This window comes from Paracoccus onubensis (assembly GCF_003591515.1).
GTDB lineage: Bacteria > Pseudomonadota > Alphaproteobacteria > Rhodobacterales > Rhodobacteraceae > Paracoccus > Paracoccus onubensis.
In genome coordinates this window covers 44,331-69,144 of record NZ_QZCG01000015.1, presented here as the reverse complement: position 1 = coordinate 69,144, position 24,814 = coordinate 44,331, and the positions used below count along the sequence as shown (strand labels likewise).

Below are 24,814 nucleotides of genomic sequence, written 5' to 3'. Positions count from 1 at the left end.
GTGATCAGCCCGGATATGGCAATCGGATGCACCGTTATCGTCCTCATATCACCGCGACGCTGTGGCTTGGCCTGCCGTTGATCGGCAGCCATCTGGCGCGTATGGCCATCGAGGTCAGTGATACGGTGATGATGGGCTGGTACGGAGTCGATGAACTGGCCGCGCTGGTCATCGCGGGATCGTTCCGTATCACGCTGTTTTTCCTGGGCATGGGCTTCGGAACGGCGGTAATGGGGCTGATCGCCACGTCGGTCGCCCGTGGCGATGAACCCGAGGTCCGCCGCGCTGCCCGCATGGCGCTGTGGCTGTCGATCCTGTTCTCGATTCTGGTCATGCCGCTGATGTGGTATTCCGAGCCGATCCTGATCGCATTGGGGCAGAACGCCGAAACCGCCGCCATGGCGCAGCAATATCTGCGAATCGCTGGCTGGGGGTTGCTGCCGATGCTTTGCGGATTGACGCTGAATTCCTATCTGGCAGCGCTTGAATGGCCCAATGTCATCATGTGGATCACGCTGGCGGGGCTGCCGGTGAATGTGGTGCTGAACTGGGTGCTGATCTTCGGCAATCTGGGCGCGCCCGAACTGGGCGTGCGCGGCGCGGCGATCGCCACGCTGATCACGCTGACGATACAATTGGTGATACAGGTCGCCTATTGCGCATGGCTTCCCGCGGCACGCAAATACAAGCTGTTCCAACGCTTCTGGCGTCCGGACTGGCAGGCATTCTTCGCGGTCGCGCGGCTTGGCCTGCCGATCGGTCTGACCATGCTTGCGGAAGGCGGTCTGTTCGTGGCTTCGAATGTCATGATGGGCTGGATCGGGACACAGCAGCTTGCCGCCCATGGGATCGCCCTGCAGATTTCCTCGATCACCTTCATGGCGCATCTGGGACTGTCCAATGCCGCCACCGTCAGGATCGGGCAGGCCAAGGGGCGCGGGGACGCGGGCTGGATGCGCGATGCAGGCGTGACGGTGACAGCGCTTTCGATGAGCGTCGCGGTGATCGCCGTCGCCATCTATCTTCTGTTCCCCGAAGCGCTGGTCAGCCTTTATCTCGCCCCGAATGACCCGCAGCGCCCTGCCATCATCGCTATCGGTGCAAGCCTGCTGTTCTTCGCCGCGCTGTTCCAGTTCACGGATGCCCTGCAGGTGGTTGCGCTTGGGCTGTTGCGCGGAGTGCATGACACCCGCGTGCCGATGCTGATCGCCGGTTTCAGCTATTGGATCGTGGGCATGCCGGTGGCCTATGGGCTGGCCTTTATCGTCGGGATCGGCGCTCCGGGCTTGTGGCTGGGGCTGGTCTTCGGGCTGAGCTGCGCCGCCGCCTTGCTGCTGATGCGTTTTTGGCGCGGACATGCGAAGGGGGACTGGACCCGGCCTGTGCCTGCGGTCTAACCTGCGCCCGATATCGGCATCCCGTATAATATGAGCAGGAGGTCAGCCATGCGTCCCGTTTTCGTGCAGTTCCGCTGCGAACCCGGCAAGACCTATCAGGTCGCCGAAGCCATCTATGACCGAGAGATCGTCAGCGAGCTTTACTCGACCTCGGGCGAATACGATCTGCTTGCCAAGATCTATATCCCGGAAGATGAAGATGTCGGGAAATACCTGTCCGAAAAGCTGTTCGATATCCCGCATATAAGCCGCACCCTGACCACGATGACCTTCCGGGCGTTCTGATGGCGAAACCGCTTGCCTTCGCGCCGATCCCGACCGGTTTGCCCGCGACGGTGCCCTTTATCGGCCCCGAAACCCTGCAACGGCAGCGCGGCCGCCCCTTCGCCGCCCGGCTTGGCGCGAATGAGAACGGGTTCGGCCCCAGCTTGAAGGCGGTGCAGGCGATGCGCGAAGCGGCGGCGGAGATCTGGCAATATGGCGACTCGACCAGCCATGACCTTTTGCAGGCGCTGGCTGCCCATTTATCCGTTCCGCCCCGGCACATTGTCGTGGGCGAGGGGATCGACGGTTTGCTGGGATTGCTGGTCCGGCTGATGATCGCGCCGGGCGATGCCGTGGTGACCTCGGACGGGGCCTATCCGACCTTCAACTATCACGTCGCCGGGTTCGGGGGCGTGCTGCACAAGGTGCCCTATCGCGAGGATCGCGAGGATTTGCAGGCACTGACAGCAGGAGCCCGGGAAACCGGCGCGCGGCTGGTCTATCTGTCCAATCCCGACAACCCGATGGGAAGCTGGCATGACGGCCCCGCCATCGAGGCGATGCTGGATGATCTGCCGGAAGGCACCCTGCTGCTGCTGGACGAGGCCTATATCGAATTCGCCCCGGACAGCGCCATTCCCCGGATTGCCGCCGACGATCCCCGCGTCATTCGCATGCGCACCTTTTCCAAGGCTTATGGCATGGCGGGGGCAAGGATCGGCTATGCATTCGGCCACCCGGATCTGATCGCGGGTTTCGAGCGTATCCGCAATCATTTCGGTGTGAACCGGATTGCGCAGGTCGGGGCATGGGCGGCGCTTGCCGATCACGAATGGCTGGCGCATATCCGGCAAGAGGTCGCGGCCGCCCGTGACCGCATCGCGCGGATCGCATCCGATAACGGCATGCAGCCGCTGCCTTCCGCCACGAATTTCGTGACCGTCGATACCGGGCGCGACGGCGCTTTTTCCCGTAATCTCGTCGCTTGGCTGGAGGAAGAGGGCATCTTCATCCGCATGCCGGGCGTTCCGCCGCTTGACCGCTGTATCCGCATCAGCTGCGCCCCGTCGGACGAACTGGATATCCTGGCAGAAATCCTGCCGGGCGTCCTTGCCCGCCACGGCTGAGCTGAATGCGCATGTAAAAAGGGGCGCCGGCCCCTTCGTCGCTATCGCATCTTATCCCCGCCGGAGGCTCCGGCGGGAAAGCAAGGGGAAGGGGGTCCGGCTCAGCGCATCGCTTCAAGCTGTGCGAGAGCGGTCCGGAGGCGAGCGGTGTCGTCATCCAATGCGGTCAGTTTGCCGCGGGTTTCCTCGATCACCTCCGGCTCGGCATTCTGGACGAATTTCGGATTGTCCAGGCGTTTCCGCAAACCGTCCGCGTCCTTTTCGGCCTTTGTCAGCGATTTCTGAAGCCGCGACGTTTCCGCCTCGGCGTCGATGACATCGCCGATGGGCAGGGCAAAGCTTGCGCCTTGTGCGGCCACGCTGATCATGCCCTTGCCCGCAGCGCCGTCCTGTGGCGGATTGACCCGGGCCAGACGCCCGATCAGCGGGGCATTGGCGGTCAGGGCGTCGCGCGACGGCCTGTCCGCCTGGGTCACGATCAGATCCAGTCTTGCGCCTGCGGGAACGCCCATCTGGGCACGGGCCGAGCGGATCTCTTCGATCAGCGAGATAACCCAGTTGATCTCGCGATCCGCATCCGCGTCGATCAGTTCCGCGCCGTATTCCGGCCAGTTGCCAAGTGCGAGCAGGCCAGAGCGGTTTCCGGTCAGGGACCAGAGTTCCTCGGTCACGAATGGCATGATCGGGTGCAGCATCAGATAGCACTGGTCCAGAACCCATCCCATCGTCTCGCGGGTTTCTTCCGCGAATTCGCCGTCGAAGAGCGGTTTCGAGAATTCCACATACCAGTCGCAGACCTTGCCCCAGACAAAGGCGTAAAGCCCGTTCGCCGCATCGTTGAAACGATAGGTGGACAGGGCGTCATCGGTGGCCATGCGGATGCGGGCCGTCTCTCCGATGATCCAGCGGTTGACGGTATGGCGCGGGGTGCGCCGGGTGCCGCCGCCGCGAACCTGATTCATCTCGGCGAAACGGCTGGCGTTCCAGATTTTCGTGACGAAGTTGCGAAAGCCCTCGACATGGCGCGGCCCCAGTTTCGGGTCGCGGCCCATCGCCGCCATGCTGGTCAGGGTCATGCGCAGCGCATCGGCGCCATATTCATCGATCAGCGTCAGCGGGTCGATGACATTGCCCTTGGATTTGGACATTTTCGCGCCTTTTTCATCGCGCACGAGCCCGTGGACATAGACGGTGTGGAAAGGCACCTCTTTGACGATTTCCAGTTGCATCATCATCATCCGGGCGACCCAGAAGAAGATGATGTCGAAGCCGGTCACCAGAACGTCGGTCGGAAAATATTTCTGCAGTTCCTCGGTATCCTCGGGCCAGCCGAGCGTGCCGATGGGCCAGAGACCGGATGAGAACCATGTGTCGAGCACGTCGGGGTCGCGGGTCAGGGTTCTGCCCGGAGCCTGCGCCTGTGCCTCTGCCTCGGTCGAGGCGCAGTATTGATTGCCGTCGCCATCATACCACACAGGGATCTGATGCCCCCACCATAGCTGGCGGCTGATCGTCCAGGGCTCGATATTCTCCAGCCAGTGGAAATACACCTTCTTGTGCTGCTCGGGCAGGATTTGGGTGCGGCCATCGCGCACCGCGTCAATCGCGGGCTGGACGATCCGTTTGGTGTCCACGAACCACTGATCGGTCAGCATCGGCTCGATCACGACATTCGAGCGGTCGCCGAAAGGCTGCATGATCTTCTTGTTCTCGACGAAGGGCGCGCCTTCGGCATCGGTCACCGCCAGTTCTTCGGCGGTGATCGCTTCGACGACGCGTTTGCGGGCCTCGAACCGGTCGAGGCCGCGCAGTTCTTCGGGGACCAGATTGACCGCTGAAACATCGCCGACATCCTCGCCACCCGCCGCGCGGGTCGCGACGGCGGCGCTTTCGGCATAGGACAGCCCGTCCGCGCGCATCGCGCCTGCCGTATCCATCAAGGAATAAAGGGGAATTCCGTTCCGGGTCGCGACGCCGTAATCGTTGAAATCATGTGCGCCGGTGATCTTCACCGCGCCCGAGCCGAAATCAGGGTCGGGATATTCGTCGGTGATGATCGGGATCTGGCGGCGGTGTTCCTTTGGACCCACCGGGATCTCGCATAGTTTGCCGACGATTGGGGCATAGCGGGCATCGTCGGGATGAACCGCGACCGCGCCATCGCCAAGCATGGTTTCCGGGCGCGTGGTGGCGATACTGATATAGTCGCGGGTTTCGCGCAGGGTGACGTTACCGTCCTCGTCCCGCTCGACATATTCATAGGTCTCGCCGCCTGCCAGCGGGTATTTGAAATGCCACATATGGCCGGGAACCTCGCGGTTCTCGACCTCCAGATCGCTGATCGCGGTTTCGAAATGCGGATCCCAGTTCACCAGCCGCTTGCCGCGATAGATGATGCCCTTGTTGTAAAGATCGACAAAAACCCGGATCACCGCGTCGTGGAAATTCCCCTCTTCGCCAGCCGGTGCTGCGGGAGCGCCGGACATGGTGAAAGCATTCCGCGACCAGTCGCAAGAGGCGCCAAGCCGCTTCAGCTGATTCATGATCGTGCCGCCGGATTCCTGTTTCCACGCCCAGATCTTCTCGACGAAGGCATCACGCCCGATCGCACGCCGGTTCGGTTCCTGGCGTTCGGCCATCTGCCGCTCGACCACCATTTGCGTGGCGATGCCGGCGTGATCCTGTCCGGGCTGCCACAGCGTGTCGAAACCGCGCATCCGGTGCCAGCGGACAAGGATGTCCTGTAACGTATTGTTGAAGGCGTGGCCGATATGCAGGCTGCCGGTGACATTGGGCGGCGGGATCATCACCGTAAAGCTTTCCGTGCGGGACGCATTGGCCCCGGCGGCGAATGCCCCGGCGCTTTCCCATTCTGCACTGATGCGGGCTTCGGCAGCCCCTGCGTTGAAACTCTTGTCCATGGTCATGGTTATGATCCCTTTGCTGGGCACCCGATTACCGAAGCAAAGCGGAAAGGCCAAGACCAGGTGGCAATCGAACCCGGTTCCAGTTACGGAAAATACCTGCATATTGCGCCTGCGGGAACGAGGTGCTGTTTTCTGTGATAGGGGTAAGTCGCCGGGGCACTCCGCCCGGTAGCTATCTTCAAGGAGGACGAGCCGATGAAAAAGCTTTTGACGGCGATTTGCGGGCTGGCACTGACGGCCGGGGTCGCGATGGCCGATCCCGCCGGTTGCGACGGCGATGAGGAAATGGTCAAGTTCAGCCACGTCACCAATTCCGACAACGATCCCAAAGGGATTGCCGCCGAACTGTTCGCCCAGCGGGTGAATGAAGAGATGGACGGCAAGATGTGCGTCGAGGTCTATCCGAATTCGATGCTGTATGACGACAGCAAGGTGCTTGATGCGATCCTTGAGGGCAATATTCAGCTTGCCGCGCCCTCGCTGTCGAAATTCGAGGCCTTCACCAAGGCTTTCCAGATCTACGATCTGCCCTTCATGTTCAAGAATATCGGGGCCGTGGACGAATTTCAGCATTCGGAAGCCGGGATGAAGATGAAGGCCTCGATGGAGGATCAGGGCCTGTCGGGGCTGGAATACTGGCATGGCGGGATGAAGCAGTTTTCGGCCAGCAAGCCGCTGCTTCTGCCCGGGGATGCAAAGGGATTGAAATTCCGCGTGCAACCTTCGGAGGTGATCGTCGCGCAGATCGAGGCGCTGGGCGCCACGGCGCAGCCCATGGCTTTTTCTGAAGTCTATGGTGCGTTGCAGGCCGGTGTTGTCGATGGTCAGGAGAATAGCTGGGCGAATATCAACAGCCAGAAATTCTACGAGGTTCAGGATGGCGTGACCGTAACGAATCACGGTGTGCTTGACTATCTGGTGGTCGCATCGGTCGACTGGCTGGGCGGCCTTGATCCCGAGATCCGGGACCAGATGCTGACAATCCTGAACGAGGTCACCGTCGAACGTAATGCCGTCGTGAATGACATCGCAGAGCAGGCTCTCAAGGCCATGACAGATAGCGGCGTAGAGGTCCGAGAGCTTGATGACGCACAGCGTCAGGCATGGGGCGATGCGATGAAACCCGTATGGGAGCAGTTTGCCGACGATATCGGGCAGGAAAATATCGATGCCGTGCAGGCCATCAACGAAAAACACTGACCAAAGGTGATTATCCGCTGACTCCGGAAGGATGGAAGATGGATGCGCCGCCCGGCATGACACTCGCAGGGCGGCGTATTCTTGTCGGCGGGCCTTCCGACGGGCGGTTCACGCGAATTTCCTGCGCGCCGCCGCAATCGACCCCGATTCGGTCAGTTCATCGGGCGTGTAGCCGTCGCGGATCCCGGTTCCCAGCGAGGTCGTGACAGGGACCACCCCAGCCCAGATCGGCAACTGGTGATCTTCCTCGTCATCGACCGGGGGACCGGTGCGGATCTTTGCGCTGGCATATTCGATATCAAGCGCGATGACACCGGTTGCCTTGCGCTCCTGTTTCGACATGGGGCGAACCTCAAGGCTGCGCCCCGGCAGCAGATGGTCCAGAACGGCGTCAAGCGCCTTGTCCATTTCATCATCCGCTACATGCCGTGCGGTGCCGTGAATGATCGCGCTGCGGTAATTGACCGAATGGTGAAATCCCGAACGGGCGGCCACGATCCCGGTCAATTCGGTCACTTCAAGACAAACAGGAACGGATTCCAGCCGGGCGATCCGGGTTTTCGATGCGCCGTGCAGATACAGGATATTGCCGATCCGCGCATATGCCATTGGTATGACCATCGGACGCCCGCCGGCAATGAAACCGACATGACCGACAAGAGCTTTATCCAGAATGGCATGTATGACCTCTTCGTCATAGCTTGCGCGTTTTGCCTGCCTGGCTTTGGCGTAACTGGGCTGCATGGTCTTTCCTTTCTTGACTTGCCATGCATATGCAGGATTAACTGGATTTACGAAATATCCAGTTTTAATGAAATTTATGAAACCAGTTTTGCTGACGACCCTGACCCGCCCCGATTCCGGCGAAGCCGAGCCGTTGCCATTGCAAATCCGCCGGGATCTGCTGGCGGCAATCCGCGAGGGCAGGCTGACGCATGGTGCGAAGCTGCCCTCCAGCCGGGCGGCGGCAGAGGTGCTGCAGGTCTCGCGCACCACCATCAACACCGCCTATGATCTGTTGCGGGCCGAAGGGGTTCTGACGGTGCGGCCCGGCGCTGCCCCGGCGGTCGTCGCGCCCGCCAATCCCCGCCAGCCGAAAATGACCACCAGACTGCCCTTGTCCGATCGGGGCGGCAGGCTGTCCACGGATCCGCGCAGTTCCGGTGGCATCCCGAAGAAAGGAGTCATGTCGCCGGGGATACCGGACGAAGTCCTGTTTCCCCGCTCGGAATGGGCGACGGCGTTACGACGCGTCTCCCGGAGGCTGCAGGGCGGGATGTCGGGATATGACATGCATTACGGTTTGCCCGAACTGCGTCAGGTTCTGGCCGAGCGGCTGACCGCGGATCGCGGCTTGCGCGCCGATCCCGAACGGATACTGGTCACATGCGGCACGCAGGCCTCGCTTGCGATGCTTGCGCAGGTGATGACCGACCCGGGCGATATCGCGGCGATGGAGGATCCGGGTTATCTGGGCGCGAGGGCTGCATTTTCAGGTGCCGGACTGACGATTGCTTCGGTGCCGGTTGATGATGAAGGCATATGCGCCGAACTGATCCCGGACGCTGCGCGGATCGTTTATGTCACACCTTCCAACCAGTATCCCCTTGGAATCAGGATGTCCCTGCAGCGCCGGATGACTCTGCTCGAGCAGGCCCGGCGACACGGCGCTTTGATCATCGAGGATGATTACGACAGCGAGTTTCATTGGCGCGGCCGTGAGATCGCAGCCCTGGCGGGTTATGGCTCGGGGGAGGTCGCCTATCTCGGCTCGGCTGCGAAAGTGCTGATGCCTGCCTTGCGGATCGGCTGGCTGCTCCTGCCCGACTGGCTGGTCGAGCCGGCGCGCGTGGCGCAGCGCAATCTGGGCATATTGGCCAATATCCATGCGCAGGCGGCATTGGCGGATTTGATGAGAACGGGCAGGTATCGTGCGCATTTGCGTCGCATTTCCAGGGCCTATGAAGAACGCGGGCATGCATTGGCCGAGGCGCTTTGCACGATCCCGGGGCTGACGATCCGTCCACCCGATGGCGGTGTGCAGCTTGCCCTGCAATTTCACGAAAAGCGGGACGAGGCGGCGATCCTTGCCGCTCTGGCCGCAGGGGGCTTCCATCCCGCACCACTTTCGCCCTGTTCATCCACGGGGCAAACCGGATTCATCGTGGGTTTTGCCAACGCCACGCCCGACCGAATCGCCAGATTCCGCGAGATTCTGAACCGGGAGACGGGCGCTGTGCGGCGGGCCTGCGGTTCTTGATGTCCCGCGGGGATATTGCCGGATTGTCAATGTTTCATGTCACATTCGGAATGAATCAGGGCAGGATTGGAGATCAGCGTGCAGGGGCAGTCCTCCACACCTTGCACAGTGTGCAATTTGACGTTATGGCCCAGTTCCAAGTCAAGGGTATTTCCAATGCACCAATCTGCCAATTTCCAGCATTCGCCGGTCCGGCGGCTGCCGATGCCCGAATTCATCGCGATGCTGGCCTTTCTTTTCGCGACAATCGCATTTTCCATCGACGCGATGCTGCCCGCCCTTCCCGAGATCGCGACGGCGCTTACCCCGGATAACGTCAACCGGGCACAGCTTATCCTGACGGTCTTCGTCGCGGGTATGGGGATCGGCACGCTGTTCGCCGGGCCGATTTCCGATGCCATAGGTCGCAAGCGGGCGATCACGATCGGTTTCATCATCTATTCATGCGCGGCTTTCGCCGCCCTTTTCGCGAATTCCATCGAGTTCCTTCTGGTCGCGCGCTTCATCCAGGGGTTGGGGGCGGCGGGCCCGCGGATCGTGGGGCTGGCGCTGGTCCGGGATCTGTATGAAGGCCGCGCCATGGCCCGGATTACCAGCATCGTGATGATGGTCTTCATCATTGTGCCGGCGCTTGCGCCCGCGATCGGGGCGGGCATGATCCGGCTTGCCGGCTGGCATGGGGTCTTTATCGGTTTCCTCGCATTCGCCCTGATCGGCGCGACATGGCTGAACCTGCGTCAGGCGGAAACCCTGGCGCCCGCGCGCCGTCGCCCGCTGCAGATCACTCCGCTGAAAGAGGCCGCCCGCGAAGTTCTGTCCAATCGTCATGTGATGATGTGCACCCTGATCCTGACACTGGGCTTCGGTCAGATGTTCGCGCTTCTCAGCTCGGCTCAGCAGCTTTTCGGAGAAGCATATGGCAAGGGCGCGAATTTCCCCTATTGGTTTGCGGGCATGGCGCTGCTTTCCGGATCGGGCACGGTGCTGAACGCGATCTTCGTGCTGCGCTTTGGCATGCGCCGGATCGCCAGATGGGCCTATATCATGCAGACATGCGTCTCTTCCATCATGCTGCTGCTGGTCCTGACCGGCGTTCTTCCCGAATGGCTTGAATTTCCGGCCTTTTTCATCTGGGCTGTCAGCGTGTTCTTCATGGCGGGCGTGACATTCGGCAATCTCAACGCACTCGCCCTGCAAACCATGGGTCATATCGCCGGCACTGCCGCCTCGCTGGTGGCGGCGATCTCGACGGTATTGGCGACGTTGATCGCGGCGCCGGTCGGACTGCTTTACAATGGCACCGCAGTGCCGGTGATCTGCGCGACGCTGATCTGCTCGGGGCTGGCATGGTTCATGATGCGGTACCTGACCGATTAACCTGGAACGGATCGCGCTGTACCGGAAACGCCGGTTACTTGCGTCCCGCGATGGCCGGGGGCGCTGCCCCCGGACCCCCGAGGTATTTGGACAAAGAAGAAGGGGGAGGAAGTGAGTCCGGGCAGGCTCAGGATCGGATCAGGCACCTATGCAGGTGGCTGGCGCGGGATGCAGGCAATCCGGACCCAGTTCCCGCAATTCCCGGATCGACCTGACACCCAGCAGGGCCATGTCGCGGTCGATCTCTTCGGACAGAAGGGTCATGGCGTGACCGACCCCGGCCAGCCCGTAAGTGGCTGCGGCATAAAGGAACGGCCGCCCGACAAGAACGAAATCCGCGCCCAGAACAAGCGCCTTGAGCGCATCGGTGCCGCGCCGGATGCCACCGTCGAATATGATGCTCATATCCGGGACCGCCTTGCGGAATTCGGGCAGGAAGCACAGCGGCGAGATGGTGCCATCCAACTGTCTTCCGCCGTGGTTCGAAAGAATGATCGCGTCGCAGCCGTGCCGGGCGGCCAGTTTCGCGTCATCGGGATGGATGATTCCTTTGACCAGCAATTTTCCCTTCCACCGGTCGCGGATGAAGGCGATATCGTCCCAGCTCAGCTTGTCGCGGGCGATGGTCGAGCGGACGAGGTCCCGTGAAAACAGCGGTGGTCCCTGAACGGATTCCATATTCTCGAAATGCGGCATGCCGCGCGAGGCGATTTCCCGGCCCAGCGTGCCGATGGACCAGCGAGGATGCGTCACGCCCTGCCAGATCAGTTGCGGGGTGATCCGGAATGGCGCGTCGAAGCCGTTTCTGGCGTTATTCTCGCGGTTGCTTGCGACGGGCACGTCACCGGTCACGACAAGATGCCGAAAGCCCGCGGCCTCGACACGTTGCAGCAGGCCCGCGATCCTCTCCCTGTCGCCCGGGATATAGGCCTGAAACCACGTGCTGCCCGCATCTTTGGCGACGCGTTCAAGCGGTGTCAGAGAGGCCGCCGAACAGATCGCAAAACTTCCTGCGGCGGCGGCGCCCCTGGCCAGGACGACATCGCCATCGAATGCGGCAACCGCACTGAAGCCCATCGGGGCGATGCCGAAAGGAACGGAATAGGAGTTTCCCAGAAATCCGGTTTGCAGGCTGCGGCCTGAAACGTCCCGCAGGATACGGGGCCGGAACCCGATGGAATGATAGGCCTCGCGGTTGGCGCGCAGGCTGGAATCGGTTTCGGTGCCGCCGCTGACATAGCCGAAGATCGCACGGGGAAGAAGCCGCTTCGCGCGCGTCTCGAAATCGTCCAGCGAAAATATCTTGCGCAGGCGTGGGGTAACCGTGGATTTCTTGCGTTTCACGATGGCGACAGAGTTCGTCATTTCAATTCCGCTTTCATTCGAAACCGTTTGCGGGCGCCACGCGCCGCGTCTGCCGCCAAGCAATACGAAAGCGGCAGGGATGACAACCGGTTGTAACGATCCGCCGGCAAGGATGCGATGTCTCAGATCGGTTCGGCATGGCGGCCCTCCGCCCTGCCGGTCAATCCCAGCTTGCCGATGGCGCGATGAACGGCCTGACGGAATAACGCCGATCCGGCGCTTTCGACATGGTTCGCCCGCGTCATGACGCCAACCGGCCCGGCGGTCAGTTCGGTTGCGACGGGAAGCCGCGCCAATCGGCCCTGTGCGATCTCGCGTGCGACCACGCCTGCCGAGATGAACCAGATCGCGTCGCTGTCCTGCACGTAAGAGCGGCCGAATGCGCCCGAGACGGTTTCGATACGCTGCGACGGAATCGGAATGCCTGCCGCGATCAGATATCGTTCGACGAATGGCCGGATTGCGGCCCAGGGCGGCGGGAAGATTACCGGCCAATCCGTAAGTCTGTGCGGATCGGGATCGCTCTGGATTGGATGATGGGGCCGGGTCACGATGGCGACCTCTTCCAGATATAATTGCGTGAAGCTGAGACCCTGCATCGTCTCGGGCGCGCCCAGCCGCCCGATGACGACATCCAGATCTCCTGCCCACAGCAATCTTGTCAGATGCTCATGCGAGCCGTCGGCGATGGTCAGGCGCAGTTCGGGCGCGGTCTCGGAAAGCTGCGCGACCGTTTCGGGCATCAGCCTTGCCGCGACCGAGGGCAGGGCGCCGATCTGCAATGTTGCCGTGCCTTCGCGCCCGGCCTCCTTGATTCCGGCAAGTCCCTGCTCCAATGTCGAAAGACTGTTCAGGGCCAGTTCGTGAAGATATTCGCCCTTGGCTGTCAGCGATATTCCCGCCCGGCTGCGGGTCAGAAGCCGAACCCCGACGATGTCTTCCAGTTCCGACAGCGTGCGCGAAATCGCCGGCTGGGTCAGCAGCAGGCGCTGTGCGGCGCGTTTCATGCTGCCCTGACGCACGATCTCGGTCAGGGCCTGCAGGTGGCGGATTTTGATGCGACGATCCATAATTGCCATTTTTGATAATCAAAAACTTATAGAACTCATTTTACTTTGCATTTTCAATATGTGAATTTCCGGATGTGGAGGAACCATGCGCACACAGGTCGTCATTATCGGAGGCGGGCCTTCGGGTCTGCTGCTGGGGCAGTTGCTGCATCGCCGGGGCATCGAGGCCGTCGTGTTGGAGCGCAAGACCCGTGAATATGTGCTGGGCCGGATTCGGGCCGGGGTTCTGGAAACCGGGCTGGTCGGGCTGATGGAAGAGGCGGGCGTGGCCGAACGTCTGCATCGCGATGGTTTCGTGCATGACGGCACCCGGATCGCTGCGGGTGGCGAGATGTTCCATATCGATTTCAGGGCGCTTACCGGAACTCCGGTCATCGTTTATGGCCAGACCGAGGTCACGCGCGATCTTTACGATGCCCGCGAAGCTGTGGGCGCACGGACGGAATTCGAGGTCGATCATGTTCTCATCCATGACGCCGAAAGTGACCGGCCCTATGTCACATTTGAGCAGAACGGCCAGCAAAAGCGGATAGATTGCGATTTCATCGCCGGTTGCGACGGATCGCACGGGGTCAGCCGCCAATCCATTCCGCTGACGATCCGGCGCGAATATGAAAAGACCTATCCGTTCGGCTGGCTTGGCGTGTTGTCGCATACGCCGCCGGTGGATGACGAATTGATCTATGCCAATTCGGAACGCGGTTTTGCGCTATGTTCGATGCGCAACCGGAATCTGTCACGCTATTACGTTCAATGCGCCCTGTCGGATCATCCTGAAGACTGGACCGATGCCGCCTTCTGGCAAGAACTGAAGCGCCGCCTGCCCCGCGAGGTGGCCGAGCGGCTGGTGACCGGCCCCACGATCGAGAAATCCATCGCGCCCCTGCGGTCATTCGTGACCGAGCCGATGCGCTGGGGACGGTTGTTCCTGTGCGGTGATGCGGCCCATATCGTGCCGCCGACCGGGGCAAAGGGGCTGAATACGGCGGCAAGCGATGTGCATTACCTGTATAATGGCTTGCGCCAATATTACGAAGAGGCCGATAGTGAAGGCATTGACCGCTATTCCGAGCGGGCGCTTGCGCGGGTCTGGAAGGCCGAACGCTTCAGTTGGTGGTTCAGCGGGTTGCTGCACCGCTATCCCGACCAGAGTCCGTTCGACCTGAAGATGCAGCAGGCCGATCTGGCTTTTTTGCGTGACAATCAGGCGCAACAGCGGGCATTTGCAGAAAATTACGTGGGATTACCATATTGATGCATACAGCGACAGTTAACGGCGCGAATCTCCATTACGCGGATCAGGGGCCAAAGGGCGGTCCGGCGGTGATGTTCGCCAATTCTCTGGGAACGGATTTGCGGCTATGGGACGCGCTTTTGCCGCATCTTCCCGAGGGTTTGCGCCTGATCCGCTATGACAAGCGCGGCCATGGTCTGTCCGAGGAAACCCCCGGACCCTATACGATCGAGCAGCTTGCCGATGATGCGGCAGGGCTGATCCGGCATCTGGGGCTGCGGGATGTCGTCTTTGTCGGCCTGTCCATCGGCGGGCTGATCGGGCAATCGCTTGCGGTGCGGCACGGGGAATTGCTGCGTGGTCTGGTGATTTCCAACAGCGCGGCGAAGATCGGCGATGCCGGGATATGGCATGGGCGCGTCGTGACGATCCGAAGGCATGGGCTTGCGTCTATCGGCCCGGCCACGATGGAGCGGTGGTTCTCGCCCGCGTTCCGGGCCTCGGGTGCGGCGGATCCCTGGCAAAGGATGCTGGAACGGCAGCCGGTGGACGGATATATCGCCTGCTGCGAGGCCATCGCGGCGGCGGATTTGCGGGAAGCTGCGCCGGGTTTGAAACTGCCTCTTCGCCTGATCGCGGCAGAGCTTGACGGCGCGACCCCGGTTTCGGTGATGCAGGACACCGCGGAACTGATCGAGGGTTCACGGGTCGAGGTAATGCAGGGCGTCGGCCATCTGCCCTGTGTCGAGGCGCCCGAAGCCTATGCCGGAATCCTGACCGGGTTCCTGCGGGAGGTCGGGCATGTCTGATCGTTTCGACATCGGCATGCGGGTTCGCCGCGAGGTCCTTGGGGATGAGCATGTCGACCGTGCCGAGGCGGCAAAATCGGATATCGACGCGCCGTTTCAGGATTTGATTACCAGTTCCGCCTGGGGCACCGTCTGGGCCGGTGACGGGATCAGCCGCCGCGACCGCTCGATGCTGACCCTTGCATTGCTGGCGGCGACGGGCAATTTCGAGGAAATCCCGATGCATATCCGCGCTACCGCCCGCACCGGCGCGTCGCGTCAGGATATACAGGAGGCGTTTCAGCATGTCGCTATTTACGCTGGTGTTCCGCGTGCGAACCATGCGTTGAAACTGGCGAAACAGACCTATGCCGAGATGGACGCCAAATCGGACCGTAACGAGGGGGTCAGCCAATGAAGCCAGCCGAATATTATCAGCGGGACCGGACCCTGCACCCGCCCGCCTATGCGCCGGATTACAAGACCTCGGTCTCGCGCAGCCCGCGCCTGCCGCTGATTTCGCTGCAAAATTCGGCCAGCGAGATTACCGGGCCGGTATTCGGGCATCGTGACATCGATCCGCTGGATAACGATCTGGTCCGCAATTTCCCGCATGGCGGCGATCCGGTGGGTGAAAGGATCATCCTGCATGGCCGGGTTCTGGATGAGAACGCGCGTCCGGTGCCGAAGACGCTGGTCGAGATCTGGCAGGCCAATGCCTCGGGGCGTTATCGGCACAGGAAGGACACTTACCTGGGCGCGCTCGATCCGAATTTCGGCGGCTGCGGGCGAACCCTGACGGATGAGAACGGCTATTACTTTTTCCGGACCATCAAGCCCGGCGCCTATCCGTGGCGCAACTGGGTCAATAGCTGGCGTCCCGCGCATATCCATGTTTCGGTCTTCGGTGCGGCTTTCGCCCAACGGCTGATCACGCAGCTTTACTTCGAAGGCGATCCGCTGATCCCGCATTGCCCCATCGTCAAAACCATCCCGGACCCGGAGGCCATCGAGCAGCTGATCGCAAGGCTTGACCTGAACGCGACGATTCCGCTGGATGCGATTGCCTATAAGTTCGACATCGTGCTGCGGGGCAGGCGCTCGACCCTGTTCGAGAACCGGCTGGAGGGGAACTGACATGCCGCAGAAACTGGATTATCTGCGCGAAACCGCATCTCAGACGGCGGGGCCATATGTTCATATCGGCCTTGCCCCGAAGGATGCCGGATTCGAGATTTACCAGCAGGAACTGGGCAAGGATATCGCTGGCCCGAACGCGGCGGGCGAGCATATCCGTGTAGAAGGTTGCGTTTTCGACGGGATGGGATCGCCGGTCAGGGATGTGCTGCTCGAGGTCTGGCAGGCGAATGCCGATGGACATTACGCCCATCCCGAAGATGGCGGTCCGGTGGAAGACGGTTTTCGCGGCTGGGGCCGTGTCATCAGCGATTTCGAAACCGGTGAATGGGGGTTCGACACCGTAAAGCCAGGCCCGGTCATGGGGCGGGGCGGCAGGCAGATGGCCCCGCATCTGAACTTCTGGATCGTCTCGCGTGGGATCAATATCGGGCTGAATACACGGATGTATTTCACTGATGAGGAATCCGCCAATGCAACCGATCCGGTCCTGAACCTGATCGAATGGGAACATCGCCGCGCGACCCTGATCGCTGCCCGCGCCATGCGCGAGGGCATTCCGGTCTATCGTTTCGATATCCGGTTGCAGGGCGATGATGAAACCGTGTTCTTCGATATCTGAGGCCCGATCATGACGAATCCCTGCATCATCTGCGTGGCGATTACCGGTTCCCTGCCGACCAAGGAAAACAATCCCGCCGTGCCTGTCTCGATCAGCGAGCAGATCGAATCCACGCAGGAAGCCTTTGAAGCCGGCGCGACTATCGCCCATTGCCATGTCCGCGACGATAAGGGCAAACCGACCAGCGACCCCGCACGTTTCGCCGCCTTGAAGGAGGGGCTGGAGAAACATTGCCCCGGCATGATCCTGCAATTCTCGACCGGCGGGCGTTCCGGTGCCGGGCAGGCGCGGGGCGGGATGCTGTCCCTGCGTCCCGATATGGCCTCGCTGTCGGTGGGCTCGAACAATTTCCCTACGCGGGTCTATGAGAATCCGCCCGATCTGGTGGACTGGCTGGCGTCCGAGATGGTCGCGCATGGGGTCAAGCCCGAGATCGAGGCTTTCGATCTGTCGCATATCTTTCAGGCGGCGAAGATGCATCAGGACGGCCGGATCAAGAACCGGCCCTATGTGCAATTCGTGATGGGCGTGAAGAACGCGATGCCGGTCGATCGCGAGGTGTTCGATTTCTACATCCGCACGGTCAAGCGCCTGTTCGGCGAGGATGTGCCCTGGTGCGCCGCCGGGATCGGCGCGAACCAGATCGTCGTGAATGAATGGGCGATTTCTGCGGGCGGTCACGCCCGCACCGGGCTGGAGGACAATGTCCGGCTGAACAGGGATGAACTGGCTCCGTCGAATGCCGCGCTTGTGCGGCGGGCGGTTGAATTATGTGGGAAATATGATCGCCCGGTTGCCGATTTCCGGCAAGCGCGGCAGATATTGGAATTGCATGCGCCATGATGCTGACCGACGGTCTTTTCGGGGATGAGGATCTGGAGCGGTTGATGACCGCGCCCTGTCAGATCAATGCCATCTGCCTTGTCGAATCCGCATTGGCACGTTGTCAGGGCAGGCTGGGGATCATCCCAGCCAAGGCCGCGGCGGAGATCGTGGAACGGATCGAGAAACGGCAGATCGATCCCGCCGATCTGCTTGGGCCGACGATGCGCGCAGGTATTGCGGCTCAGGCCGTGGCGGCTGCCCTGAAAAAGCAATGCGGCGAGAATGCCGATTGGGTGCATTTCGGCGCCACCTCGCAGGATATCGAGGATACGGCGCTGGTCATCTGTCTGGTCGAGGCGTTGCGGATCATCGAGGAACGGCTTGTCAAACTTGAAAAGCGGCTTGCGGCGAAGGCGGAACGGTTCGCGGATCTCGCAATCCCTGCGCGGACACGTTTTCAGCTTGCCGCGCCGACCACGCTTGGCGCGAAGATCGCCGTCTGGCGCGCGCCATTGCGGCGGCATCTGAAGCGGCTGGCGGAACTGCGTGTCAGGTTGTTCACAGTCTCGTTTCATGGTGCGGCGGGAACCGGCGCGGCGCTTGGGCCGGATATGGCAAGGGTGCGTCAGGCATTGGCCGAAGAGTTGAATCTGGGCGCCGATGACGTGCCTTGGCATTCCGCCCGCGACAATATCGCCGAACTCGCCGGCTGGCTGGCGATGCTGTGCGGGTCCTTGGGCAAGATCGGTGCGGATCTGATCCTGCTGGGCCAATCCGAGATTGCCGAGGTCAGTGCCGGAACAGGTGGCGCGTCCTCGACCATGCCGCAGAAATCCAATCCGATCGCGGCCGAAACCCTTGTCACGATTGCAAGGCTGAATGCGGGCGCTGTCGGCACGATCCATCAGGCGATGGTCCATGCGCAGGAACGTGACGGTTCCGCGCTGGCGATCGAATGGCGGGTCTTGCCGGGGATGGTTGTGCAAAGCGGGGCAGCCCTGCATCTGGCGATAGATCTGGTGGAATCGCTATCGGCCGACCCGAAAGCGATACAAGGAACCTTCGATGCCGACCGTGGCGCGATGCTTGCGGAAGCCGCCGGGTTCCATCTTCTGCGTTTCATGCCGCGTCACAAGGCGCTTGAGCTGGTGCGGCAGGCATTGGCGGAGATGGCCACGAATGGCGGGGAAACCTTGCCCGAGGCCCTGTCGCGCATCGTTCCCGGTCATGACTGGGCAGAGATTCTCGCAATCGAAAACAACAAGGGCGACGCGGCCGGACAGGCCCGTTCCTGATCAGTCATGGGAGGACTGAACATGAAGAAACTGCTGTTATCCGCCGCGATATGTGTCGCGGCATTCGGTATGGCCGACGCGCAGGAGGTGACGCTGCGCGTGCATCATTTCCTGTCTGCCGATGCGCCGATGCACAAGGATGTGCTGGTGCCGTGGGAAAAACAGGTCGAGGAGAAATCCGAGGGCCGCATCGACGTGCAGCTTTACCCCTCGATGCAGCTTGGCGGCAAGCCACCGCAGCTTTACGATCAGGCGCGCGACGGAATCGTTGATATCTCATGGACCCTGCTTGGCTATACGCCGGGCCGGTTCCCGGTTTCCGAAGTGTTCGAACTGCCCTTCATGTCAGGCACCGCAACCCAGACAACCGCCGCGCTTCAGGAGTTTCAGGCGAAATATATGGGCGATGAGCTGAAGGATGTGCATCCGCTGCTGATTCATGCGCCCGCCGCTTACAAGATTCACACCAACGGCAAGCCGGTCGCCTCGCTTGAGGACCTGTCAGGGCTGAAACTGCGTGCCCCCTCGCGCACCATGACCGAGGGGCTGAACGCGCTTGGCGCGACCGCGGTCGGCATGCCGGTGCCCGAGGTGCCTCAGGCCCTGACCACCGGTGTCATCGACGGAGCGGTGATCCCATGGGAGGTCTTCGGCAGTCTGAGGATCGAAAGCGTCGCCAAGGAGCATACCGAGATCGGGGTCGAGAATGGCGGGCTGTCCACCTCGGTCATGGCGCTTGTGATGAACAGGGGCAAATATGACGGGCTGCCGGACGATCTGAAGGCGGTCATCGACGAGACAACCGGCGCGGCGCTGGCCGAACTCGCAGGCGCGGCATTCGACGCCGCCGAGGACGAAGAGCGGAAGAAAGCGCTGGATGCGGGCGGCAATATCACCGTCCTGCCCGAGGAAGAGGTTGCGAAATGGCGCGAGGCGACGCAGCCGGTCATTGAAGCATGGGTCAAATCGACTACCGATGCCGGGCTGGACGGTCAGGCGATCCTGGATGACGCCCAGGCGATGCTGGACGCCGCGCAGGCAGACTAAGCGACCGGGAGGAAAGAGCATGGCCGATACCGAGATTTTCAGCGAAGCCGCGTCACCGATCAGCTTACCCGGCTGGCTCCTTGCTGCCTGCAAGGGATTCGCTGCTATCGGAGGCGTGACATTATTGGCCATGATGCTGATGACCGTGGCCAGCGTGGTGCTGCGCGGCATCATCGGCAAACCCATCCCCGGCGATTTCGAACTGGTCGAGCTTGGCAGTGCGATCACGATCTTCTGCTTTCTTCCCTGGTGTCAGGCGACTGGCGGCAATGTCGTGGTCGATTTCTTCACGCAAAAGGCCAGACCGCGTGCAATGCACCTGATGGATGCCTTCGGTTCGCTGCTCTATCTTCTGATCGCGGGTTTGCTGCTGTGGCGGCTGATCCATGGCGCGCTGGAAATGCGGCAATATGGCGAACAGACCATGGTGCTGGCAGTGCAGGTCTGGTGGAGCTTCATCATCATCCTTCCGGCAATGGCGCTGTTGACCGTGACTTGCGCGGCCAGCTTCCTCGCCCATCTGAAAGGGGTCCGGGCATGAGCGGCATCGCCGCCGGGCTGACGGGGTTCGCGGTGCTTCTGGCCCTGATGGCGATCCGGGTGCCTATCGGCGTCGCGATGCTGTCGGTGGGGATAGGCGGATACGGGCTTTACAGCGGGGTCACGCCGCTTCTCGCCTTTCTCAAGACCTCGACCTATTACCAGTTCTCGACCTATTCGCTGTCGGTCATTCCGCTTTTCGTGCTGATGGGTGAATTCGCCACCCATGCAGGGATGAGCCGGGCACTGTACCGCACCGCCGCCGCGTTTCTTGGGCATCGCCGGGGCGGGCTGGCCATGGCCTCGATCGGGGGTTGCGCTGCATTCGGCGCGATCTGCGGCAGTTCTCTGGCCACGGCGGCGACAATGGGGCAGGTCGCGCTGCCCGAGATGCGGCGCTATAATTATTCGGGCGCCTTGGCGACCGGCTCGCTTGCTGCGGGGGGCACGCTGGGCATCCTGATTCCGCCCTCGGTCATCCTTGTCCTTTATGCGCTCATGGCCGAGCAGAACATCGCCAAGATGTTCGTCGCCGCCATGGTGCCGGGCGTTCTTGCCGCCCTTGGTTATATGCTTGCCGTGGCGGTCTTTGTCTGGCGCCACCCCGAAGACGGTCCTGCCGGTCCGCGCGCAGGCTGGCCCGAGCGTTTGGGCGCGTTGAAGGAAACCTGGTCGATCATCCTGATCTTCACATTGGTGATCACCGGCATGTATCGAGGCTGGTTCACGCCAACCGAGGCCGCTGCGGTTGGCGCCTTCGGCGCGGGAATGCTGGCTTTCCTGCATGGTGGATTGCGCCTGTCGGGGTTGATGGCATGCCTGCGTGGAACCGCATCGACCTCGGCGATGATCTTCCTGATCCTGCTGGGGGCCGAGATGTTCAACGCCTTCCTCGCCCAGACCCAGACCCCCATGTTGATGGCCAATGCGATCTCGCAATCGGGCATGACGCCGATGATGGTTCTGCTGGCGATGCTGGCACTGTATCTGGTGCTGGGCTGTGTGATGGATTCCATGTCCATGCTGCTTCTGACCATCCCGATCTTCTACCCGATCATCGGCGGGCTGGATTTCGGCATGCCGCGCGAGGAGACACTGATCTGGTTCGGAATCCTTGCGGTGGTGGTGGTCGAGGTCGGGCTGATTACGCCTCCGGTCGGCATGAATGTCTTTGTCATCAATGGGATGGCAAAAGACGTGCCGATGATCGAAAGCTTCCGGGGCGTGTTGCCCTTTTTGCTTAGCGATCTGGTCCGCATCGTGATACTGATTGCGTTTCCCGCCATCACGCTGGGACTGGTGCGGCTGTTCGGATAGTAAACCGCACTGGTGGCATGGGCTGCCCGATCCGGATGGTTTCAAAAAAATCGACGAAAACTCTTGACCTGCGTTGCGTGGTGCCCATTTATGTAAATGTGATTAACATTAACATAGGGAGTTCATCACAATGCACAGTGCCTCGCGTGAAATAACCGGTTTCAGGATGCCGCGGGATGCGGGTCCCGGCCCGGTCGGGCGGGTCAGAGACTGGCTGGACGAGCGCGGCAAAGCTGCGTGGATCGTTGCCATGATCCTGGGCTTCATCGCCTTCTGGCCCATCGGACTCGCCATTCTTGCTTACATGATCTGGAGTAAACGTATGTTTGGATGCAGCAAACGCAGTCATCACCACCATCGCCGTTATCATTCCACGCCCACTGGCAATACCGCTTTCGACACCTATCGCGAAGAAACGCTGAAGCGGTTGGAAGACGAGCATTCCGAGTTCATGGACTTCCTGCAAAAGCTGCGCGAAGCCAAGGACAAGGCAGAGTTCGATCAGTTCATGGAACAGCGCGACACCAAGTCGGAACAGTGAGAAAACGAATGGGGCCGGAACTTCCGGCCCCTTCGCTTATTCTATTCCCCGCGCGGGAAACGCTGATTTTCCTCAAGCACATTCAGATCCATGTGATTACGCATGTAACGCTCGGACGCGCGCATCAGGGGCTGATAGTCCCAGGGATAATAAGAGCCGTTCCGCAAAGCCTCGTAAACGATCCAGCGGCGGGCCTGCGACTGCCGCACTTCGGAATCATACGCCGCCAGATCCCAGCGGTGCCGTGCCATATCCCTCAACCGTTCCAGTTCCCGCGTATGGGCGGGATCACCGGCAAGATTGATCCGCTCGTCCGGATCCGTTTCCAGATCGTAAAGCAGTTCGGGATCCGCATCGCAGGCGATATATTTCCACCGCCCGTCCCGGATGGCGACCAGTGGCGCGATACTGCCCTCGGCGGCGTATTCCATCGGCACCGGCCCCCGGTCCGCGCCGCCATTCGCCAGCGATACGCCGTCGGTCCAGGGCGCGATTTCGTCCAGCGGCAACCCGGCCAGGTCGCAAAGCGTCGGCAGAACGTCGATGGTGCTGACGGGCCGCTCCACGCGCCCGGGTTCCATCCCCGGAGCCGAGATCATCAGCGGCACCCGCGCCGAGCCTTCAAAGAAGCTCATCTTGAACCACAATCCCCGCTCGCCCAGCATATCGCCGTGATCCGAGACGAACAGGATGATCGCCTCTTGCCCGGTGGTTTCCAGCACGTCGAGAATTTCGCCGATCTTGTCGTCGATATAGCTGATATTGGCGAAATAACCCCGACGCGCCCGGCGGATATGATCTTCGGTGATGTCAAAGGCCCGCCATTCCGAGGCATCCATCAGCCGCTGCGAATGCGGGTCCTGATCCTCGTATGGAAGGGCCTGCGGTGCGGCCAGTTCGGGCGCATCCTCGTAGAGATCCCAGTATTTCCGCCGCGCGACATAGGGATCATGCGGATGGGTGAAACTGACCGTCAGGCACCACGGCCGCTCATCCCCGCCGCGCGCCAGATCATAAAGCTTGCGGCAGGCATTATAGGCGACCTCGTCGTCATATTCGAGCTGGTTGCTGATCTCACCCACGCCCGCGCCGGTGACCGAGCCGAGATTGTGATACCACCAGTCGATCCGCTCGCCCGGTTTGCGGTAATCGGGCGTCCAGCCGAAATCGGCGGGATAGATATCGGTGGTCAGCCGTTCCTCGAAACCGTGCAACTGATCGGGGCCGACGAAATGCATCTTGCCCGACAGGCAGGTCTGATATCCCGCCCGCCGCAGATGATGCGCATAGGTCGGGATGTCCGAGGCGAATTCGGCCGCATTATCATAGACCCGCGTGCGCCGGGGCAGTTGCCCCGACATGAAACTGGCGCGCCCGGGGGCGCAAAGCGGGCTGCCGGTATAGGTATTGGCAAACCGCGTCGAGCGTTCCGCCAATCGCCGAAGATGGGGCGTGTGCAGGAAATCGGCGGGGCCGTCGGGAAACAGCACCCCTGATAGCTGATCCGCCATCAAAACAAGAATATTCGGCTTCATTCCCCGACCGCTGCCATAACCGCATCAATACCCGGCTGACCGTCAAGCGTGGTCACGCCGTCCAGCCATTTCCCGGCGATTTCAGGATTCGCGGCGATCCATTCTTTCGCGGCATCCTGCGGATCCGCGCCATCGTCAAGGATCTTGCCCATCAGCTGGTTTTCCATGCTGATGTCGAAAACCAGCTGGCTGAACAGCTTGGTGGCATTGGGACATTCCGCGACCCATTCCTTGCGGGCAAGGGTGAATACATCGGCGCCGCCATAATCCGGGCCGAACTGTTCATCGCCCCCCGTCAGATAGGTGATCTCGAGCGATTCGTTCATCGGATGCGGCGCCCATGCCAGAAAGACTGTCGGCGTATCGGTGTTGCGGCTGACCTGGGCCAGCATCGCCTGCTCGCCGCTTTCGACCAGTTCCCAGTCACCAAGCCCGAATTCATCGGCTTCGATCATTGCCTGAATCGATTGGTTCGCCGGGGCGCCGGGTTCGATCCCGTAGATTTTTCCCTCGAACGCATCTTTCTGCGCGTCGAGATCGGCGAAATCCGCTACGCCGGCTTCCGCGCCTGCATTGTTGACCGCCAGCGTGAATTTCGCGCCTTCGAGATTCTGCACCAGTTCCTCAATGCCGCCATTCGCGTCCAGATCGTCGCGGAAAGTCTGCTGCGCAGGCATCCAATTGCCCAGAAACACGTCGGTCTGGCCGTTTTTCAACGCTTCGTATCCGACTGGAACCGACAGGGTGGCGATATCGGGCGTATAACCCAGCGCGGACAATACCACAGCCGCGACGCCATTCGTCGCGGTGATATCGGTCCAGCCGGGATCGGAGAGATGTACCGTACCGCATGTGCCGGCATCATCGGCCAGCGCGGGCATCGCGGTTGCCACTGAGAGCGACAGCGCGACAAGTAGGCGTTTCCTGCTGAGCATTGGACTTCCTC

Annotated in this window: 23 protein-coding genes; 17 read left to right on the top strand and 6 right to left on the bottom strand. The window is 61.3% G+C overall.

Going from position 1 to position 24,814, the window contains the following annotated elements; all coding sequences use genetic code 11:
* Positions 1 to 26 precede the first annotated feature (26 nt).
* The 3 genes from D3P04_RS19350 to D3P04_RS19340 are packed head-to-tail and all read left to right on the top strand — an operon-like array spanning position 27 to position 2,788.
* The gene (locus D3P04_RS19350; RefSeq protein ID WP_119751520.1) at positions 27 to 1,397 is read left to right on the top strand and encodes an MATE family efflux transporter; all 1,371 of its coding nucleotides are present in this window, start codon (positions 27 to 29) and stop codon (positions 1,395 to 1,397) included.
* 48 nt (positions 1,398 to 1,445) lie between these two features.
* The gene (locus D3P04_RS19345; RefSeq protein ID WP_119751519.1) at positions 1,446 to 1,682 is read left to right on the top strand and encodes an Lrp/AsnC ligand binding domain-containing protein; all 237 of its coding nucleotides are present in this window, start codon (positions 1,446 to 1,448) and stop codon (positions 1,680 to 1,682) included.
* Positions 1,682 to 2,788, top strand: coding sequence for a pyridoxal phosphate-dependent aminotransferase (locus D3P04_RS19340; RefSeq protein WP_119751518.1), 1,107 nt, complete (start codon positions 1,682 to 1,684; stop codon positions 2,786 to 2,788). The genes D3P04_RS19345 and D3P04_RS19340 overlap by 1 nt, the downstream gene beginning before the upstream one ends.
* Before the next feature lie 101 nt (positions 2,789 to 2,889).
* Here the strand turns inward: D3P04_RS19340 and D3P04_RS19335 are convergent, their stop codons facing one another.
* Complete coding sequence (locus D3P04_RS19335; protein ID WP_119751580.1) at positions 2,890 to 5,715, bottom strand: valine--tRNA ligase; 2,826 nt, start codon at positions 5,713 to 5,715, stop codon at positions 2,890 to 2,892.
* 195 nt (positions 5,716 to 5,910) lie between these two features.
* Here D3P04_RS19335 and D3P04_RS19330 point away from each other — a divergent pair, with 195 nt between their 5' ends.
* Positions 5,911 to 6,915 (top strand): DctP family TRAP transporter solute-binding subunit, encoded by a 1,005-nt coding sequence (locus D3P04_RS19330; protein ID WP_119751517.1) that lies wholly within the window; start codon positions 5,911 to 5,913, stop codon positions 6,913 to 6,915.
* Positions 6,916 to 7,023: 108 nt separating this feature from the next.
* On the opposite strand, the gene D3P04_RS19325 is transcribed toward D3P04_RS19330, so the two are convergent.
* Positions 7,024 to 7,659, bottom strand: a complete 636-nt coding sequence (locus tag D3P04_RS19325) for a pyridoxamine 5'-phosphate oxidase family protein (protein ID WP_119751516.1) — start codon at positions 7,657 to 7,659, stop codon at positions 7,024 to 7,026.
* Positions 7,660 to 7,735: 76 nt separating this feature from the next.
* Between D3P04_RS19325 and pdxR the strand changes: the two genes are divergently transcribed.
* Positions 7,736 to 9,175, top strand: coding sequence for a MocR-like pyridoxine biosynthesis transcription factor PdxR (gene pdxR / locus D3P04_RS19320; RefSeq protein ID WP_182912935.1), 1,440 nt, complete (start codon positions 7,736 to 7,738; stop codon positions 9,173 to 9,175).
* A 156-nt stretch (positions 9,176 to 9,331) separates the two neighbouring features.
* The gene (locus D3P04_RS19310) at positions 9,332 to 10,552 is read left to right on the top strand and encodes a multidrug effflux MFS transporter (RefSeq protein ID WP_232845090.1); all 1,221 of its coding nucleotides are present in this window, start codon (positions 9,332 to 9,334) and stop codon (positions 10,550 to 10,552) included.
* Between the two features lie 138 nt (positions 10,553 to 10,690).
* On the opposite strand, the gene D3P04_RS19305 is transcribed toward D3P04_RS19310, so the two are convergent.
* Positions 10,691 to 11,917, bottom strand: a complete 1,227-nt coding sequence (locus tag D3P04_RS19305) for an alpha-hydroxy acid oxidase (RefSeq protein ID WP_119751513.1) — start codon at positions 11,915 to 11,917, stop codon at positions 10,691 to 10,693.
* A 122-nt stretch (positions 11,918 to 12,039) separates the two neighbouring features.
* A complete protein-coding gene (pcaQ, locus tag D3P04_RS19300; protein WP_119751512.1) occupies positions 12,040 to 12,987 on the bottom strand; it encodes a pca operon transcription factor PcaQ in 948 nt (315 codons plus the stop codon).
* 85 nt (positions 12,988 to 13,072) lie between these two features.
* On the opposite strand from pcaQ, the gene pobA reads away from it, so the two are divergent.
* The 11 genes from pobA (at position 13,073) to D3P04_RS19245 (ending at position 22,333) form a co-directional block, all read left to right on the top strand.
* Positions 13,073 to 14,242 (top strand): 4-hydroxybenzoate 3-monooxygenase, encoded by a 1,170-nt coding sequence (pobA, locus tag D3P04_RS19295; RefSeq protein ID WP_119751511.1) that lies wholly within the window; start codon positions 13,073 to 13,075, stop codon positions 14,240 to 14,242.
* The gene (gene pcaD, locus D3P04_RS19290) at positions 14,242 to 15,030 is read left to right on the top strand and encodes a 3-oxoadipate enol-lactonase (protein ID WP_119751510.1); all 789 of its coding nucleotides are present in this window, start codon (positions 14,242 to 14,244) and stop codon (positions 15,028 to 15,030) included. Before pobA ends, pcaD begins: the two co-directional genes overlap by 1 nt.
* On the top strand, positions 15,023 to 15,427 hold the full coding sequence (pcaC, locus tag D3P04_RS19285) for a 4-carboxymuconolactone decarboxylase (protein ID WP_119751509.1): 405 nt from the start codon (positions 15,023 to 15,025) through the stop codon (positions 15,425 to 15,427). The genes pcaD and pcaC overlap by 8 nt, the downstream gene beginning before the upstream one ends.
* On the top strand, positions 15,424 to 16,146 hold the full coding sequence (gene pcaH, locus D3P04_RS19280; RefSeq protein ID WP_119751508.1) for a protocatechuate 3,4-dioxygenase subunit beta: 723 nt from the start codon (positions 15,424 to 15,426) through the stop codon (positions 16,144 to 16,146). Before pcaC ends, pcaH begins: the two co-directional genes overlap by 4 nt.
* A gap of 1 nt (position 16,147) precedes the next feature.
* Positions 16,148 to 16,768 (top strand): protocatechuate 3,4-dioxygenase subunit alpha, encoded by a 621-nt coding sequence (pcaG, locus tag D3P04_RS19275; protein ID WP_119751507.1) that lies wholly within the window; start codon positions 16,148 to 16,150, stop codon positions 16,766 to 16,768.
* A gap of 9 nt (positions 16,769 to 16,777) precedes the next feature.
* The gene (locus D3P04_RS19270) at positions 16,778 to 17,611 is read left to right on the top strand and encodes a BKACE family enzyme (RefSeq protein ID WP_119751506.1); all 834 of its coding nucleotides are present in this window, start codon (positions 16,778 to 16,780) and stop codon (positions 17,609 to 17,611) included.
* Positions 17,608 to 18,888 (top strand): lyase family protein, encoded by a 1,281-nt coding sequence (locus D3P04_RS19265; RefSeq protein ID WP_119751505.1) that lies wholly within the window; start codon positions 17,608 to 17,610, stop codon positions 18,886 to 18,888. Before D3P04_RS19270 ends, D3P04_RS19265 begins: the two co-directional genes overlap by 4 nt.
* A 21-nt stretch (positions 18,889 to 18,909) precedes the next feature.
* Positions 18,910 to 19,935 (top strand): TRAP transporter substrate-binding protein, encoded by a 1,026-nt coding sequence (locus D3P04_RS19260; protein WP_119751578.1) that lies wholly within the window; start codon positions 18,910 to 18,912, stop codon positions 19,933 to 19,935.
* Between the two features lie 19 nt (positions 19,936 to 19,954).
* On the top strand, positions 19,955 to 20,476 hold the full coding sequence (locus tag D3P04_RS19255) for a TRAP transporter small permease (protein WP_119751504.1): 522 nt from the start codon (positions 19,955 to 19,957) through the stop codon (positions 20,474 to 20,476).
* A complete protein-coding gene (locus D3P04_RS19250) occupies positions 20,473 to 21,792 on the top strand; it encodes a TRAP transporter large permease (protein ID WP_119751503.1) in 1,320 nt (439 codons plus the stop codon). Before D3P04_RS19255 ends, D3P04_RS19250 begins: the two co-directional genes overlap by 4 nt.
* A 166-nt stretch (positions 21,793 to 21,958) precedes the next feature.
* Entirely contained in the window at positions 21,959 to 22,333 is a 375-nt protein-coding gene (locus D3P04_RS19245; protein WP_232845093.1) for a DUF2852 domain-containing protein, read from the top strand.
* A gap of 41 nt (positions 22,334 to 22,374) precedes the next feature.
* On the opposite strand, the gene betC is transcribed toward D3P04_RS19245, so the two are convergent.
* Together betC and choX are read right to left on the bottom strand one after the other, a co-directional pair.
* Positions 22,375 to 23,868 (bottom strand): choline-sulfatase, encoded by a 1,494-nt coding sequence (gene betC, locus D3P04_RS19240; protein WP_119751501.1) that lies wholly within the window; start codon positions 23,866 to 23,868, stop codon positions 22,375 to 22,377.
* Entirely contained in the window at positions 23,865 to 24,803 is a 939-nt protein-coding gene (choX, locus tag D3P04_RS19235) for a choline ABC transporter substrate-binding protein (protein ID WP_119751500.1), read from the bottom strand. Before choX ends, betC begins: the two co-directional genes overlap by 4 nt.
* Positions 24,804 to 24,814: the final 11 nt, after the last annotated feature.

Coding starts and splice junctions, on each gene's coding strand:
- D3P04_RS19350 (WP_119751520.1), top strand. CDS start 27: ATGCACCGTTATCGTCCTCATATCACCGCGACGCTGTGGCTTGGCCTG.
- D3P04_RS19345 (WP_119751519.1), top strand. CDS start 1,446: ATGCGTCCCGTTTTCGTGCAGTTCCGCTGCGAACCCGGCAAGACCTAT.
- D3P04_RS19340 (WP_119751518.1), top strand. CDS start 1,682: ATGGCGAAACCGCTTGCCTTCGCGCCGATCCCGACCGGTTTGCCCGCG.
- D3P04_RS19335 (WP_119751580.1), bottom strand. CDS start 5,715: ATGACCATGGACAAGAGTTTCAACGCAGGGGCTGCCGAAGCCCGCATC.
- D3P04_RS19330 (WP_119751517.1), top strand. CDS start 5,911: ATGAAAAAGCTTTTGACGGCGATTTGCGGGCTGGCACTGACGGCCGGG.
- D3P04_RS19325 (WP_119751516.1), bottom strand. CDS start 7,659: ATGCAGCCCAGTTACGCCAAAGCCAGGCAGGCAAAACGCGCAAGCTAT.
- pdxR (WP_182912935.1), top strand. CDS start 7,736: ATGAAACCAGTTTTGCTGACGACCCTGACCCGCCCCGATTCCGGCGAA.
- D3P04_RS19310 (WP_232845090.1), top strand. CDS start 9,332: ATGCACCAATCTGCCAATTTCCAGCATTCGCCGGTCCGGCGGCTGCCG.
- D3P04_RS19305 (WP_119751513.1), bottom strand. CDS start 11,917: ATGACGAACTCTGTCGCCATCGTGAAACGCAAGAAATCCACGGTTACC.
- pcaQ (WP_119751512.1), bottom strand. CDS start 12,987: ATGGATCGTCGCATCAAAATCCGCCACCTGCAGGCCCTGACCGAGATC.
- pobA (WP_119751511.1), top strand. CDS start 13,073: ATGCGCACACAGGTCGTCATTATCGGAGGCGGGCCTTCGGGTCTGCTG.
- pcaD (WP_119751510.1), top strand. CDS start 14,242: ATGCATACAGCGACAGTTAACGGCGCGAATCTCCATTACGCGGATCAG.
- pcaC (WP_119751509.1), top strand. CDS start 15,023: ATGTCTGATCGTTTCGACATCGGCATGCGGGTTCGCCGCGAGGTCCTT.
- pcaH (WP_119751508.1), top strand. CDS start 15,424: ATGAAGCCAGCCGAATATTATCAGCGGGACCGGACCCTGCACCCGCCC.
- pcaG (WP_119751507.1), top strand. CDS start 16,148: ATGCCGCAGAAACTGGATTATCTGCGCGAAACCGCATCTCAGACGGCG.
- D3P04_RS19270 (WP_119751506.1), top strand. CDS start 16,778: ATGACGAATCCCTGCATCATCTGCGTGGCGATTACCGGTTCCCTGCCG.
- D3P04_RS19265 (WP_119751505.1), top strand. CDS start 17,608: ATGATGCTGACCGACGGTCTTTTCGGGGATGAGGATCTGGAGCGGTTG.
- D3P04_RS19260 (WP_119751578.1), top strand. CDS start 18,910: ATGAAGAAACTGCTGTTATCCGCCGCGATATGTGTCGCGGCATTCGGT.
- D3P04_RS19255 (WP_119751504.1), top strand. CDS start 19,955: ATGGCCGATACCGAGATTTTCAGCGAAGCCGCGTCACCGATCAGCTTA.
- D3P04_RS19250 (WP_119751503.1), top strand. CDS start 20,473: ATGAGCGGCATCGCCGCCGGGCTGACGGGGTTCGCGGTGCTTCTGGCC.
- D3P04_RS19245 (WP_232845093.1), top strand. CDS start 21,959: ATGCCGCGGGATGCGGGTCCCGGCCCGGTCGGGCGGGTCAGAGACTGG.
- betC (WP_119751501.1), bottom strand. CDS start 23,868: ATGAAGCCGAATATTCTTGTTTTGATGGCGGATCAGCTATCAGGGGTG.
- choX (WP_119751500.1), bottom strand. CDS start 24,803: ATGCTCAGCAGGAAACGCCTACTTGTCGCGCTGTCGCTCTCAGTGGCA.